Annotated in this window: 17 protein-coding genes; 2 read left to right on the top strand and 15 right to left on the bottom strand. The window is 38.4% G+C overall.

Annotated elements, in window-relative coordinates:
- Positions 1 to 148 precede the first annotated feature (148 nt).
- The 8 genes from hpf to D3P07_RS20930 all read right to left on the bottom strand — a co-directional run bounded on the left by hpf (position 149) and on the right by D3P07_RS20930 (position 7,288).
- On the bottom strand, positions 149 to 694 hold the full coding sequence (gene hpf / locus D3P07_RS20960; RefSeq protein ID WP_119802205.1) for a ribosome hibernation-promoting factor, HPF/YfiA family: 546 nt from the start codon (positions 692 to 694) through the stop codon (positions 149 to 151).
- 98 nt (positions 695 to 792) lie between these two features.
- Positions 793 to 1,857 carry a glycosyltransferase family 2 protein gene (locus D3P07_RS20955; RefSeq protein WP_182914439.1) on the bottom strand — a complete coding sequence of 355 codons (1,065 nt, stop codon included), beginning with the start codon at positions 1,855 to 1,857 and terminating at the stop codon, positions 793 to 795.
- Between the two features lie 179 nt (positions 1,858 to 2,036).
- Entirely contained in the window at positions 2,037 to 2,234 is a 198-nt protein-coding gene (locus D3P07_RS20950; RefSeq protein WP_087569424.1) for a cold shock domain-containing protein, read from the bottom strand.
- A 330-nt stretch (positions 2,235 to 2,564) separates the two neighbouring features.
- On the bottom strand, positions 2,565 to 2,699 hold the full coding sequence (locus tag D3P07_RS27675) for a hypothetical protein (protein WP_259391624.1): 135 nt from the start codon (positions 2,697 to 2,699) through the stop codon (positions 2,565 to 2,567).
- A complete protein-coding gene (locus D3P07_RS27955) occupies positions 2,668 to 3,057 on the bottom strand; it encodes an NAD-dependent epimerase/dehydratase family protein (RefSeq protein ID WP_119802204.1) in 390 nt (129 codons plus the stop codon). The genes D3P07_RS27675 and D3P07_RS27955 overlap by 32 nt, the downstream gene beginning before the upstream one ends.
- A gap of 928 nt (positions 3,058 to 3,985) precedes the next feature.
- Positions 3,986 to 4,990, bottom strand: coding sequence for an N-acetylneuraminate synthase (neuB, locus tag D3P07_RS20940; protein ID WP_119802203.1), 1,005 nt, complete (start codon positions 4,988 to 4,990; stop codon positions 3,986 to 3,988).
- Between the two features lie 49 nt (positions 4,991 to 5,039).
- Positions 5,040 to 6,089, bottom strand: a complete 1,050-nt coding sequence (locus D3P07_RS20935) for a sugar phosphate nucleotidyltransferase (protein WP_119802202.1) — start codon at positions 6,087 to 6,089, stop codon at positions 5,040 to 5,042.
- Between the two features lie 41 nt (positions 6,090 to 6,130).
- On the bottom strand, positions 6,131 to 7,288 hold the full coding sequence (locus tag D3P07_RS20930; protein ID WP_119802201.1) for a LegC family aminotransferase: 1,158 nt from the start codon (positions 7,286 to 7,288) through the stop codon (positions 6,131 to 6,133).
- Positions 7,289 to 7,772: 484 nt separating this feature from the next.
- On the opposite strand from D3P07_RS20930, the gene D3P07_RS20925 reads away from it, so the two are divergent.
- Complete coding sequence (locus D3P07_RS20925) at positions 7,773 to 8,135, top strand: transposase (protein WP_182914438.1); 363 nt, start codon at positions 7,773 to 7,775, stop codon at positions 8,133 to 8,135.
- Between the two features lie 51 nt (positions 8,136 to 8,186).
- Here the strand turns inward: D3P07_RS20925 and D3P07_RS27670 are convergent, their stop codons facing one another.
- The 7 genes from D3P07_RS27670 to D3P07_RS27320 all read right to left on the bottom strand — a co-directional run bounded on the left by D3P07_RS27670 (position 8,187) and on the right by D3P07_RS27320 (position 12,212).
- A complete protein-coding gene (locus D3P07_RS27670; protein ID WP_259391623.1) occupies positions 8,187 to 8,387 on the bottom strand; it encodes an N-acetylneuraminate synthase family protein in 201 nt (66 codons plus the stop codon).
- 28 nt (positions 8,388 to 8,415) lie between these two features.
- Positions 8,416 to 8,820, bottom strand: coding sequence for an N-acetylneuraminate synthase family protein (locus tag D3P07_RS27665; RefSeq protein WP_259391629.1), 405 nt, complete (start codon positions 8,818 to 8,820; stop codon positions 8,416 to 8,418).
- Positions 8,821 to 8,824: 4 nt separating this feature from the next.
- Complete coding sequence (locus D3P07_RS20915) at positions 8,825 to 9,493, bottom strand: PIG-L deacetylase family protein (protein WP_119802199.1); 669 nt, start codon at positions 9,491 to 9,493, stop codon at positions 8,825 to 8,827.
- A complete protein-coding gene (locus tag D3P07_RS20910; protein WP_119802198.1) occupies positions 9,490 to 10,371 on the bottom strand; it encodes a methionyl-tRNA formyltransferase in 882 nt (293 codons plus the stop codon). The genes D3P07_RS20915 and D3P07_RS20910 overlap by 4 nt, the downstream gene beginning before the upstream one ends.
- Positions 10,368 to 11,534: a UDP-N-acetylglucosamine 2-epimerase gene (gene neuC, locus D3P07_RS20905; RefSeq protein ID WP_119802197.1), complete on the bottom strand. Its 1,167-nt coding sequence runs from the start codon at positions 11,532 to 11,534 to the stop codon at positions 10,368 to 10,370. The genes D3P07_RS20910 and neuC overlap by 4 nt, the downstream gene beginning before the upstream one ends.
- A gap of 187 nt (positions 11,535 to 11,721) precedes the next feature.
- The gene (locus D3P07_RS27950; protein WP_220482039.1) at positions 11,722 to 11,970 is read right to left on the bottom strand and encodes a UDP-N-acetylglucosamine 2-epimerase; all 249 of its coding nucleotides are present in this window, start codon (positions 11,968 to 11,970) and stop codon (positions 11,722 to 11,724) included.
- Positions 11,967 to 12,212 (bottom strand): hypothetical protein, encoded by a 246-nt coding sequence (locus tag D3P07_RS27320; protein ID WP_220482038.1) that lies wholly within the window; start codon positions 12,210 to 12,212, stop codon positions 11,967 to 11,969. The genes D3P07_RS27950 and D3P07_RS27320 overlap by 4 nt, the downstream gene beginning before the upstream one ends.
- Before the next feature lie 248 nt (positions 12,213 to 12,460).
- On the opposite strand from D3P07_RS27320, the gene D3P07_RS20895 reads away from it, so the two are divergent.
- Entirely contained in the window at positions 12,461 to 13,447 is a 987-nt protein-coding gene (locus D3P07_RS20895; protein ID WP_119802196.1) for an NAD-dependent 4,6-dehydratase LegB, read from the top strand.
- Positions 13,448 to 13,460 lie beyond the last annotated feature (13 nt).

Below are 13,460 nucleotides of genomic sequence, written 5' to 3'. Positions count from 1 at the left end.
ACGTTGTTCCGCTCCATCAGCTCAATGCCGACAAACAGAAACTCCGGCAGTTCCAGGATCATAGATAAACATATAAAAGCCCCGCTCCTTTTCGGGGCGGGGCTGTCGGTATTCAAAGTAGTATGTTCATAAGTAAAAGGAACTCAGCTCAGCTCTGCTCGATCAATCCGTACTTTCCGTCATCGCGCTTGTACACGACATTGACTTCCTTATTGTCGGCATTGGCGAAGACGAAGAAGTTATGTCCTATCATATTCATCTGGAGAATCGCTTCCTCGACATCCATCGGCTTCAATGTAAACCGCTTGGTCCGGACAAGCTCCAGATCATCCTCTTCCTCAAGTACGCTAACTGCGGAGCCTTCTTCACGGAACAAGGCTCTCACTCCGCTGCCCTGTCTGAATTTGCGATTGACTTTTGTTTTGTGCTTGCGGATCTGCCGCTCCAGCTTATCGACCACCAGGTCGATCGAAGCGTACATATCTGCACTCTTCTCCTCGGCTCTGAGCATGACGCCGACTAGCGGAATCGTAACCTCTACCGCGTGTTGACCTTTCGTCACGGATAACGTTACTGTGATTTCGGAGGCGATTGGGGCGTCAAAGTACTTCTCCAATCGGCTTAATTTCTTCTCGGCGTAATCTCTCAAAGCTTCTGTCACCTGAAAGCGTTGACCTCGAATGTTGTAATTCATGGGGCACTCCTCCTTTACATGCTCTTATTATAGCATATGCAGGAGCCTAATTCAAAAGAGTTTTTAGTGTATTTGGAATTTTCAGAAAAATGTCAAATTCAACTTAACTGAGCCAGCCTTTGTTCCGAAGGAGCATATTGATAAGCAGCGGCTTGGCGATAATAGGCAGCCGCCTGCTGCACATTCCCCGTGACTTCATAGTAAACGCCCAGATTATGCAGAGCGGAGAAGCTTCCCGTTCCTATCACGCTATCATAACGGTCCGTCTCGCCGAGCTCCAAGCATTTGAGATAGGATTGCTCGATCTGCGGCAGCAGATGAACAAACTTGGCTGTATCGCTCAGGATGAGTTCGAGGTAATATTGGCCGCAGACAAAGTGAAAGTCTGGATAATCGTGGAGTCGCTTTGCCTCATTTTGTATCACTTCAAGTCCGTTGCCGAATTGTTTGGCGGAAATCATCGCATATAAGTAATCCACTACCGTATTGGGGTAGTACATTTCCTTTTTGGTAAGAGCGGTATAGGCTTTCTTCAAATGTAGATAGGCCTGTTCATAGCTTTCAATCCCATTGAACTCTTTGGCAATTTGATAGTGATAGTATGGGTTATCCGGTTGCGCATCGATTTCCATCTGGAGCAGTGGGATATTCCTATCGGATCTTGAGGTTTCATAGTAACCGTCATGACCAACCTCGACGCCCAGCTTCACGCGCGGGAGATCAGACACCGCTTGCTCATGAATCCGGCCCTCATAACGAACACCTTTCGGGAATATCCGAGATATGTAACACTGGGCATAAGCCTCGCCTACTTTATCTTTAAACTTATCTATGCGTTTCACTCTTCCAATAGAATCCCCCTGCTCCAGAAAAGCACGGATCGCCTCAGCGCACTCATTCGCTATATATTCATCGGCATCCAGTACCAAGTTCCAATCGCCCGTAGAACGTTCCAATGCAAAATTGCGCGCATCCGCAAAATGGTGGTTCCACTCATAATGATATATGCTTGCACCATATGCTTGAGCCATTTCAATCGTTTGGTCAGTAGAGCCTGTATCAACGATAACGATCTCATCTACAATATCCTTAACGCTGTCGAGGCATCTTTTCAATACCGATTCTTCATTTTTAACGATCATAACCAATGACAGTTTTTTCATGATTTGACCCTCCTGTTCAGAACACAATCGGACTTCTCATTCCTATATCGTCAATATGGAAGTGCGCCGTTAATAGAGATCGTCCACAAACAGAAAAAAGCCCCGGTTTCCCGGAGCTTTGAGTGTAATAGGCACTGTCAATTGAACCATCTATACAGTGGCTAATGATAGCCGGATGATTACAGTTTGACTACGTTTGCAGCTTGTGGACCGCGTGCGCCTTCTACAATGTCGAATTCAACCGCTTGGCCTTCTTCGAGTGTTTTGAAGCCTTCGGATTGGATTGCGGAGAAATGAACAAATACGTCGCCGCCTTGCTCAGTTTCGATGAATCCATAACCCTTCTCTGCGTTAAACCATTTAACTTTACCTTGCATGTGCAAACATTCCCTTCATCTTCAAATACTGTGAGGCGTCGTAAGGTCTGGCCCACAATCTGACTATACCACCGAAATCATGGAATTGTCAAACAATTTGTTGTAAGCGAATACATGCCAGTGTTGACAATAGTTTTTTCATTATGGAAACTACATTTCCACCTGCGGAACACAACAATTCCTTGCCTTGTACACCATTCCCAAGGCCGTCAATACAATATAGAAAAGCAGATTCTTGACATAATAAATTTAGTGAGTACACCTTTCCGAAGAGAAGAATGATACCTTTAAAAAGTCAATCCACTAATCCGCCAAAAACCAACGCTGACATCAAACCGAATTTTTAAAAGTATCAAATCTTTTCATGACCTCTACTATTGTTTTTTGAACTCCCAAAGCAAAGGGAGTAAAAGCAATCTTTCCAATGTCTTGTTCAAGCTCGAATATATCCGCTACCAGATGCATGACTTGATTCTCCACATACGGGATCGCACCAAAAACAGGTTTTTGATCTGAAACTCTGCATTTCTTCAAGATACGCCCTTAACTTTCTCCCTTCTCCACTACCGATACAGTAAATCTTAAAGTGCTTACCATTAAAAGCTAACCTTAATAATATATATGCCGCATCTTCACTGTATAAAAAATCCCAAACTTGTTCCCCTCGGGTAAAGGATAGCGTCTCTTGTGATAGCATTTTCTTAATTGTACCGGTTATCAAAGTACGTTCGTCATCAAAAAAGCCATACACACTTAAAATCCGCGTCCAAATTGCTTTATTTTTAATTGCTCGCACAAAATGCGGCTTAGTTGACCTGCACATAATTTAGCAGCTCCATATCCATTCTCAGGGATTGTTGGTGTATCGAATGTAAGAGGCTATTCAGACCGACCATATTCTGCTTGAGAACCGTCCCCAATAAATGTATGACAGCCTAACTGCTCAGCCAAACGTACCGCGTCCAATGTATACGTTACATTTTTATTCTTGGTATACACATCATTACGACTTTCTCCTATTGTACTCGCTCACGAAAAATGGTAGAACACATCATATTGTCCAGATAATTTAAGAGTAGCATACTCAGCCAAATCCGCTTCAATGACACTGATCATTGAATGTTGTGGTAAAAAACTAGACCGGCAGATCCTTTGCGGCAGATAGCCAAAAATTCAATGCGCTTGTCAATTCATAATTAATCAAATCCATACCAATTGCTCCTGTTGGACCTGTAATGACCACTCTCATACGTTGAAGTCCCCGCCACGAGTTCCTACTGTACCAGGTCGTCCACAATACACTGGATGTTCATCCCATAATAGATCATGTGAATTCCAAGCTGTGACAACTGGATCAGTTCAAGAAACTCGGAGTGTGAACCACTCAGACGAACTCCACTTCCCGCTAAGATAACAGGTCGAGCTACGCTCTTAAGTTTATCTTATGAGGGTACTAGTTAATGCTTTATCGTATTGAGGGTATTCATGATTGTCCATTCCGCTAAGATCAAAGCCAGTCAGATCATTCAATTCAACCAGCGCTACCTGAACAGCCAGAGGAATATCCAGCCAAACAGGGCCCCCTCGACCATTCTGACACAGAAACCACGCTTTTTCTAAATGATACTTAATTTCTTGCGCATAACCATATGTGCGTATTTAGTCATTGACTGCTCACAATCAACTATATTAAAATCCTGGTCTCCCAATTGTCTCAAAGGGACGTTGGTAGACCATACGGTTGTATCTATTCAAATTTCTATAAGCTCATCTTCAGTAAAGTCTCGTTTTGCGGGTATACCAAGTACATTAAACCATTCCATTGGACTTAATCCGTTGCCTGGGCGTTTGGTTGTTAAATTTTGTTCACTAAATATTTCACCTTTACTTATTGGTCTTGCAGCAACAATGCTTTTTCTTGCGATTTCAATATTTTTGCGTTCTGATGGAGAGATCGTTTTTTTACCGTCTCCAATTGCTCTTTCAATATTTCTGATAGACTTAACCATTTGTATTAATTCATCAGGCTCCAAACTTGCCAAATGATCAGGGCCATCCATATTTTTATCAAGGGTAAAGTGTTTTTCAATCATGGATGCTCCCATAGCAACAGCAGCCAAAGGTACATCTATTCCAACAGTGTGGTCTGAATATCCGACCTCAGTATTAAAAAGATTCTTTAATGTGAGCATGGCTTTTAAATTAACGTCTTCAAGCGGTGTTGGATATTCTGTATTACAATGGAGTATGGTTATGGGCTGTGAATTATATTTTCTAATAACCTGTAATGTCTTTTCAATATCCTCAATATTACACATGCCTGTCGACATTATTATTGGTTGGTTCAGTTTTGCAATCTTTATAATATAAGGCAGATTAGTAATCTCTCCGGAAGGTATTTTCCACATATTTATATCTAAATCTCTAAGAACATCAATACTTTCCATATCAAAAGGAGTAGATAAAAACATTATATTATGTTCTTTGCAATATTCTTTGAGATAGGCAAAATCTGATGGACTTAGTTCTAACTTATTAAGCATATCAAGTTGGCTGTTTGATTCATCTGACATGTTTTTCATTTGATATTCAGCTTTTTTTGCAAATTTAGAAACTAAATTTTTTGAAACAAAAGTTTGAAACTTAATTGCATCTACTCCGGCTTCTGCTGCTTTTTCAATCATTTTTTTAGCTACTTCCATACTGCCATTGTGATTAACGCCAGCCTCAGCGATTATAAAGACCTGCTTTTCCATGTCCCAACCTCCTTGCAAGGGTTTCCGTATGCATTCATAATTTCCTCCATTATTCGACCCCTAATGCTTTAAACATCTCCTGCATTTCGCTAAACTGACCCATGTCAAGCCATGCATTCTCAGAGACAGGATACACTCCTACATTTTTACCTTGTTCAATATAGTTCGAAGCAATGTCTGGCAAATCTATATATTCATTCTCTTTTAAATCTTGTATAACTTCTGGTTCGATTACATAAAATCCTGTGTTGGTAAGATAAGAGTACGATGGTTTTTCTAATAAGCTTTGTATTTTTCCGGAATTATCTAAATTAACAACACCATAGGGTATTGTGAAGTTTTTGAAAGCACAAACAAAAGTTATTAAATTTTTATGTTCCTTATGAAATTTATAGATATTGCCGTAATCAGCATCAATAATGATATCGCAATTTGAAAGAAAAAAAGTTGAGTTAATTTTATTCTTTAAAAGGTAAAGTCCTCCGCCTGTTCCCAGAAAAGTTGTTTCATCAAAATAGTCTAAATTATAGTCCTTATTAATGTCATTAAAATAAGCCTTAATCATACTTCCTTTATAATTAAGTATAAAAGAAAAAGAGTCGCAACCAAAACGCTTAAAATTATTAATGATTCGTTCTGAAATGGTGTACTCGCCGATTGGTATTAAAGGCTTCGGAAGAATTTGAGTATATGGATAAAGTCTAGTACCTTTACCACCGGCCATAATAACAACTGGAATATCAGCTAATGTTGTTTCTGTCGTAGTACGATGTTTATCGTCATTCCAAAATAGCACATCGATAAACTTATTATCTTCATCAATAATTGGATAAGCCACCAGTTTTTCTGTTTTAGAAATTTTGTTAGCTTCCCGTATACTTTTGAATACTCTAGGATTTCTATTCATTACCACTCTAATAGGAACATTCAGGTCTCCATTACGTAATATATATTTACGCATATCCCCATCTGAAAAAACACCAAGCAAAGTTAGACTTGAATCCGTAATAAAAATGATTTTTTTTCCCTTTTCATCTATTTTCTTAATAGCTTCTCTAACTGTGGTATCTGGTGATATTGTATATTGTTTAACTTCCATATAAAAAAGCCTCCTAAGTTATTGCTAATTTAAAGGACTCCTTATAACTGCAGCTTATGCATAGAGGCTGAGACTGTTTTTACATCATCTATTGTTAGTCCCGAACTACAAGGGATATTGAGTATACGACTGCCGTAAAAATTGGCTTTTTCTAAATTATGTGTAATATTATTAATATAAGGATTTTGCTCATGAATTAATCCCCATACAGGTCTAGTCTGTATTTTGTCTTTATCCAGTTCTTTTATTGCATCATCTCTCACCTTACTGTTCTCAAAACAAACGCTATACATCCAATAGTTTGAACGGACCCCCTCAACCACAGGCATAATGGAAATGTTAGGTATATCTTCTAACAACTCTTTGTATAATTTATAGTTCTCTTTTTTTGTTGCAATAAATGTTTCCAATCGTTCTAATTGTGCAACACCAATAGCTGCCTGAACGTTGGTCATGCGGTAGTTATATCCAATTTCATGATGTATAAAATATAACTCATCATTTTTAGCCTGGGTAGAAAGATATTTGATTTTTTGAAGCAGTTCGGCATTCTGACTAACAACCATTCCACCGCCGCCGGTCGTAATAATTTTGTTTCCATTAAAGGAATATACGCCAAGATGACCCATGGTGCCCGCCATGCACCCGTTAAGCGGCCCCTCCAAATATTTAGTGCCCAATGCTTCTGTTGCGTCTTCAAGCACTTTAAAATGGAACTCTTCTGCAATTTTTAAAATTTCAGGCATATCAGCCATATTTCCAAAGACATGCACGACAACTAAGACCGGAATTCTACGGTCTGTATCTTTATGAAATAAAGCACCATCCTTTATATAGCAGCATTCTTCGCAAAAAGAACGCAATTTCTTGGGATCAATGCAAAGTGAATCGTCACAGTCCAAAAAGACAGGATCAGCACTTATGTATCGAACAGGATTAACAGCGGCAATAAAAGTCAAAGTCGGAACCATTATCAAATCGCCCGCTTCAGCTCCTAAAGCAATTAATGATAAATGAAGGCCAGCAGTGCCGCTTTGGCAAGCAACAGCATTAGGCGTATTTATATAAGATGCAATTCCTTTCTCAAAACGCTCAACATAAGGGCCCACTGAAGATACCCAGCCGGTTGATACAGCGTCTAAAACGTATTCTTGTTCCTTTTCTGCCATGTTGGGAACTGATAGAGGAATGAATGCCATTGTTGAATTTTCCTTCCCAAAAAATATATGCTGCTATGAATTGAAAGAGCTGAAATCAAGACGTTTATACCGCATTTCATCATTAATCTATTCTTGACCCACAACGTATCCAAGATATGAATGTTAAAGAAGGAACTTATAGAATTCTACAACAACTTTTAGTTCCCGAAGTCCTTTTCAAATCACTTTAACACCCGGTTGCCAAAACTCCTTTTAAAAGATCAGACCAATCCCGAAATTCAGAACATAATTGGATGTTCGCTTTCTACGTTTACAACTACATCAATGCCTAATGTCAAGATGGCATCCAAGGACTGAGAATTCGAAAAGCTCCGGGACGCCTGCGTTTTCTGAGCGCCGAACAAGAGCAACAAGTCTATCAACTGATTGTGAATCAGACACCAGCGGATGTAGGTTTTCCTGCTAGGATGAACTGGACTTCGCCGCTCATCCGAAAATGGATTGAAAAATGATTTGGCGTGTTGTGTCCGATCGCGGAACAAGGGAACTGTTCTATCGCTTGAAGCTTAGCTTTACAGTGCCTACCTACATACTCGCCAAGGTAGACCCAGCGAAACAAGAAGCCTTTGTACAGTATAAAAAACTCTTAAATGGTGAAATCGACCGAATCCTGTTCATTGACGAGTCCATGATTCGCAACTATCAGGGGCTTTCGCGTACCTGGTTTCCCAAAGGGAAGCAAAAAATCGTTTTCATTCAGAATAATGCGAAAATTTTTCATGCCGCACTTATTCAACCATTTTTGACCGAACATCAGTCGGTTCTCACCTTGTTATACTTACCACCCTATAGCCCGAAACTCAATCTGATCGAAAGACTCTGGTGATGGCTCAAAGATTCGCAAAGCTGTCATGATCAGGTCCTTCTAGCGTTCTATCTAGGGTAAAGTGCTTTCAACAACTTTTGCCCCCATACCTACAGCAACCATTGGCAGATAAATGCCTTCCGAATAGTCAGAGAATCTTTTGGGCAATTGAAATATTTTTTGCATTTCATTTATTGAGTTCAAATTTATCGAGTTAACCGGTGCTGGGTATTGTGTCGTACAATGCAAAAGTGTGACATATGATTGAAGCACTGCTTTTGCTTCCGCTGTCTCATAGAAATCATACACCCGGTCCAGGATTTGCTAAGCCATAAGAGATAAATGCAAGTGCGGAGTGAACTTCTTTTACAGTTGCTATTCCAGTTGAAACAATCATATGCCTCCCTTTAGTGGCAATGTAATGAAGAAATGGGAGATTGGTTATCTCTCCTGAAGAGATTTTATTTTTTTGTAGTAACAACTGATCTATAAAAATCAGCACTTTCAAAATCAAAAGGTGTGGATAAAAAATCAATTTGTTCGAAATACAAAAAAGCTGCAACTCAATAAATTGTTCATAACTAAGCTCAAGCTTTTTCAACATAGCTAGCTGAGAAGTAACTTCTCCCAAATTTCCAACTTGATAGTCTGCTTGCTGGGCCTGTTTTGTGACACGGCATTTGCCCCTGCTTCTGCAATAATAAATGTCCTCAAGATACTATCTCCTTTAATAACATAAAGGCCTCAGCCGCTTCAAAACCGCTTGCTGCTCCGCGAACATGGGCTAATGACCGAATAGCTTTTTCACTTCTCGGAAAAGGAAACACACCCATTTCTAATGCGTATACTCTCATAATGTCAATTTTCTTTTCAAGAAAAGGCTCGATGTTTACATATACATTTGGTCTAAATGTATTCGCGTCTGGATTGATTGTAAAATCCGTCTCTGATAAAGTTTCATAAACCATAACCTTTTCCACGTATGGATTTCTAAACCATTTAGTGCAAGTAATTGATGCATTAAATACAGTTTTATGATCAGAATGAATATCACTTGGATATGGAACATATACAATATTAGGACGTATTTCGTAAAACGCTTTGCTTATTTCCCCAATTAAAACACTTTCTGGGACTTGATCTAAATTAGCCGCTTCAAAATTCAATTCAAATGTATTAGAAAATTGATATTCCCGAGAAACATTATCTATTTCTGTAGATCTTCTCTTTTTTTCTTCTTGAGTAAACGTATTCCCCATGCTTGTAACTATTAGCCAGAAAACTTTATCTCCCTGATTAATGTGCTTCAATAAAGTACCACCACATCCTAAAGTTTCATCATCTGGATGCGGTGTTACAACTACGACACTTTTATTCATAAATATTCCCCTACCTTAGGCATAGTGGTACCTTCAAACTCTAAAATATGAAGCAGGTTATCTGCTGTCTTAACAACAAAAGTGTTTCCATCTACACTTACGACCTTTCCAGGCTCAATACTTTCGATATTTTTCATGCATACTACTTCAGCACGCCATATAATTATGTCGACACCATTATATTCAAAATGAGCTCCAACGTAAGGCTTTGTCAAGGCCCTTATCAACTGTACTATTGTTGAGGCACCCATTCGCCAATCTATTTTGCCATCTTGTTTACTCCTCTTTCTCCAATACGATGCATGCATCTCGTCTTGTTTTACAGGAATAATTTTATGATTCATAATATTACTTGTCAGCTCTATTACCTGTTGCTTCCCAACAAATAATAATTTTTCATATAATGAACTAGCATCTTCAAAATCTTCAATTGTGATTTTCAGTTGACTCCATATATCCCCTGCATCCGGTTCATCTGTCAGCTGAAAAAATGTAGACCCTGTCTCTTTTAACCCTAAAACAAGCGCCCAAATTATAGGGTGTCTCCCTCGGTTTTTGGGTAATAATGCAGGATGATAACCAATCGCTCCTAATGGCGGTATAGAATAAATTTCCTTTGGTAGTAAATTTGACCATCCAAAGCAATAAATAATATCTGGATTTTTTTTTCTAACCCATTCAAGCAACTGATTATGATTTTCATAGTCTATCCAGTCAATTTTATTCATTTCACAGAAATCACCTAAAGATACATGATCTGAATTAAAATTTGATTTTTCCTTAGTTACAACTCCTACGATAGTCGCATTTGTTTCATGATAGATTGCTTTCAAAAAACTTTCACTTGACGCGACACATCCAATAAATAGTATTTTCATATTTGCCTCGTTATATTATAAAATTGTTTCATTACAATGTTTCCGAGGGGTATCGCTTTTAGAATTTGTACTAATTGTTCAGATGTATCCCCCTCACCATAAATCATGGGCATATTCTTTATTTTATCCTTGAATTCCAAAGAAATCGCTGTTTCAATCGCACTTTTAATTTGATTAACATCAAATGAACAATCTATTACAGAGTCTGCTTTTAATCGCCCCTTCTGACGCACGCCTAAATTTATAGTAGGTTTTCTGAAAAACGGAACTTCAATTAATCCACTAGAAGAATTACCAACTACAAGTTCACAATGTTTAATTGCACTCAAGTATCTAAGCTGTCCTAATGAATCGTATACCACTGAACTATCTTTATTTTTCTTTACATATTCTTCAATAATGCTATTAATAATGCGTCCATCTGTGTCAGCATTTGTTTTTGTAAATATTATTTGATATTGCGGGAACTCATCCAATGCTTGCAACAATATTTTTATCTGTGCTTCCGATGTGTTGTCTTGCAAAGTAGTTGGATGTAGTGTGACAAGAAAAAATTTGTCTAAAGTCAGTTGAACACTCTCTGACAGTTCTTTTTTACTTAAATATTTTGTATTATTAATTCCTTCGACCCCTAGTGTCCCTACATTATAAACAGTGCCAGGTTGCTCGCCCATCTGTATAACACGATTCTTGTACTCTTCATTAGCTGTAAAATGAATATGTGCCATCTTCGTAATCGAATGGCGAATTGGATCATCAATTAACCCTTCGGTTAGCTCTCCGCCATGAATATGGGCAATAGGAATTCTCATAACCATAGCCGTTTGAGCAGCAGAAAAAATCTCAAATCTATCTCCAAGAACAACTATTACATCAGGATTTAATCTAGAAAATGTATCAGCAAATGATATTGTGCCTAAGCCAATTGATTTTGCAATAGCACTTGGTGTATCACTTGATACTAACATTTCGACCTTTTCATCAATTGAAAATCCATCTTTTTCAATCTGTTTATATGTCAATCCGAATTCTGGAGATAAATGCATTCCGGTTACGACAAGTTGAAGTTCTAGCATAGGATCATTTTCAACACGCTTCATTAGCCAATACAGCAAGCCATACTCTGATCTCGTTCCTGTCACAATACAAACTTTACGTTTCAATGATTACCCCTCACTTATCTATTCTTGACCCACAACATATCCAATATATGAATGTTAAAGCAGGAACTTATAGTGCTCAACAACGACTCTTAGTTCTTTCAGTCCTTTTCAAATCACCTTAACACCTGGTTCACCGTCACTCTTACGGCCCAAAAAGCCTCCGAGCTTAGCGAGATAGGCTACCGCTTCATGAATCCTGGATTCCCGGCATTACATAACGAGGATTGGACAAAGGCCCAGTAGCATCAAGGGATTCAGTGATAACACCCCTTAGAAAATCATCGTTATGTGTTTTCGGGAATCCAGGATGTAAATGAGCAATAGGAATATTCATGGACATAGCGCAACTGGCAAATGCCAATGCTTCATATCTGTCTGCTAATACTAGAATCATATCCGGTTTAAGACTGTCGAAACATGTAGATAATTGTATCATAAGAAGCCCCATACTGATATTGAGCTTTTACTATTCGAATCTATAAGCATATCTATTTCATAATCTATTTTGATATTATCTTCTTTTATTATATCAATTGTATGTCCGTGTCTTGCGCTTAGATGGCTGCCCGTTACAATAAGCTGAAGTTGCAATTTATGACTTTTTTCGATTGATTTTATTGTATGATAAAGCAACCCATACTCAGCACGAGTTCCGGTTAGTACACATATTTTCTTCATAATATATGCTCCTAAAATATTTGTAGCTAAATCATACACTTAAACAAAATTTAGGTACAGTATTATCTTTGTTTATAATGTGAGATAATACTAATATCATATCTGTTACTGGCGAAAATTGTTACTGCCATGAATTGACAAATTATTCCATTATCTGACTTAGTCTGAGTTGCCATCGTTGACTTTTACGGCATCAAACTATTATAATTTTTTAATAAATGAAGCAAAATTTGAAGGGTGAATAACATATGAATGCCAAAAATGTGCTAGTGACAGGTGCAGATGGGTTTATCGGGTCGCATTTGGTGGAAACGTTGGTTAAAAGAGGATATAACGTGAGGGCTCTGGCAATTTATAATTCCGCTAATGATTGGGGATGGCTTGAGGATGTCGATTGCAAAAACGACATTGAGATTGTCAGCGGTGATGTAAGAGATCCCTTTCTCTGCGACAACATAACAAAAGGAATTGATACCGTTTTCAATTTGGCGGCTCTAATCGCTATACCTTATTCATATGTAGCACCAGCCAGCTATATCGATACTAATGTTAATGGGTGTTTGAACGTATGTCAAGCAGCGTTGAGAAACAACGTGACCAAGGTAATACAAATATCAACCAGTGAGGTCTACGGCACAGCAAAATATGTTCCTATCGACGAATCTCACCCACTTCAACCACAATCTCCATATAGTGCTAGTAAAATCGGGGCAGATGCTTTAGCTATGAGCTATTACAATTCTTTTGAACTGCCAGTTACGATAGCAAGACCATTTAATACATACGGACCAAGACAATCTGCAAGAGCCTTTATTCCTACAATTATATCTCAATTATTGAGTGGCATGAAGGAAATCAAGCTTGGGGATCCAACGCCGACAAGAGATTTGAATTTTGTTTTGGATACTTGCAAGGGGCTGATCCTCCTCTCCGAGAACGATAAGTGTGTAGGACAGACTATAAATATAGGTTCAAATACAGAATATAGCGTAGGACAAGTTTTTGAAACTGTAAAAGAAATTATGAATATAGATGCTTGTTATATAGAAGATAAATCGAGAATTAGACCTGCTGGCAGTGAAGTAATGAGATTGGTATGCGACAACTCGAAGATTAAAGAGCTTACAGGTTTTACCTCAGAATATAGCATCAAACAAGGATTAGAAGAAGTAATCAAATGGATGTCACTTCCAAACAACCTTAAAAAGTATAAGCCAGATATTTATAACATTTAACAGATTAGAGGGG

Origin of the sequence: Paenibacillus sp. 1011MAR3C5 (assembly GCF_003591485.1) — a bacterium.
Taxonomy (GTDB): Bacteria; Bacillota; Bacilli; order Paenibacillales; family Paenibacillaceae; genus Pristimantibacillus.
This window is presented reverse-complemented; position numbering and strand designations above follow the sequence as displayed.

Coding starts and splice junctions, on each gene's coding strand:
- hpf (WP_119802205.1), bottom strand. CDS start 694: ATGAATTACAACATTCGAGGTCAACGCTTTCAGGTGACAGAAGCTTTG.
- D3P07_RS20955 (WP_182914439.1), bottom strand. CDS start 1,857: ATGAAAAAACTGTCATTGGTTATGATCGTTAAAAATGAAGAATCGGTA.
- D3P07_RS20950 (WP_087569424.1), bottom strand. CDS start 2,234: ATGCAAGGTAAAGTTAAATGGTTTAACGCAGAGAAGGGTTATGGATTC.
- D3P07_RS27675 (WP_259391624.1), bottom strand. CDS start 2,699: ATGCATCTGGTAGCGGATATATTCGAGCTTGAACAAGACATTGGAAAG.
- D3P07_RS27955 (WP_119802204.1), bottom strand. CDS start 3,057: ATGTGCAGGTCAACTAAGCCGCATTTTGTGCGAGCAATTAAAAATAAA.
- neuB (WP_119802203.1), bottom strand. CDS start 4,990: ATGGAAAAGCAGGTCTTTATAATCGCTGAGGCTGGCGTTAATCACAAT.
- D3P07_RS20935 (WP_119802202.1), bottom strand. CDS start 6,089: ATGGAAGTTAAACAATATACAATATCACCAGATACCACAGTTAGAGAA.
- D3P07_RS20930 (WP_119802201.1), bottom strand. CDS start 7,288: ATGGCATTCATTCCTCTATCAGTTCCCAACATGGCAGAAAAGGAACAA.
- D3P07_RS20915 (WP_119802199.1), bottom strand. CDS start 9,493: ATGAATAAAAGTGTCGTAGTTGTAACACCGCATCCAGATGATGAAACT.
- D3P07_RS20910 (WP_119802198.1), bottom strand. CDS start 10,371: ATGAAAATACTATTTATTGGATGTGTCGCGTCAAGTGAAAGTTTTTTG.
- D3P07_RS27950 (WP_220482039.1), bottom strand. CDS start 11,970: ATGATACAATTATCTACATGTTTCGACAGTCTTAAACCGGATATGATT.
- D3P07_RS27320 (WP_220482038.1), bottom strand. CDS start 12,212: ATGAAGAAAATATGTGTACTAACCGGAACTCGTGCTGAGTATGGGTTG.
- D3P07_RS20895 (WP_119802196.1), top strand. CDS start 12,461: ATGAATGCCAAAAATGTGCTAGTGACAGGTGCAGATGGGTTTATCGGG.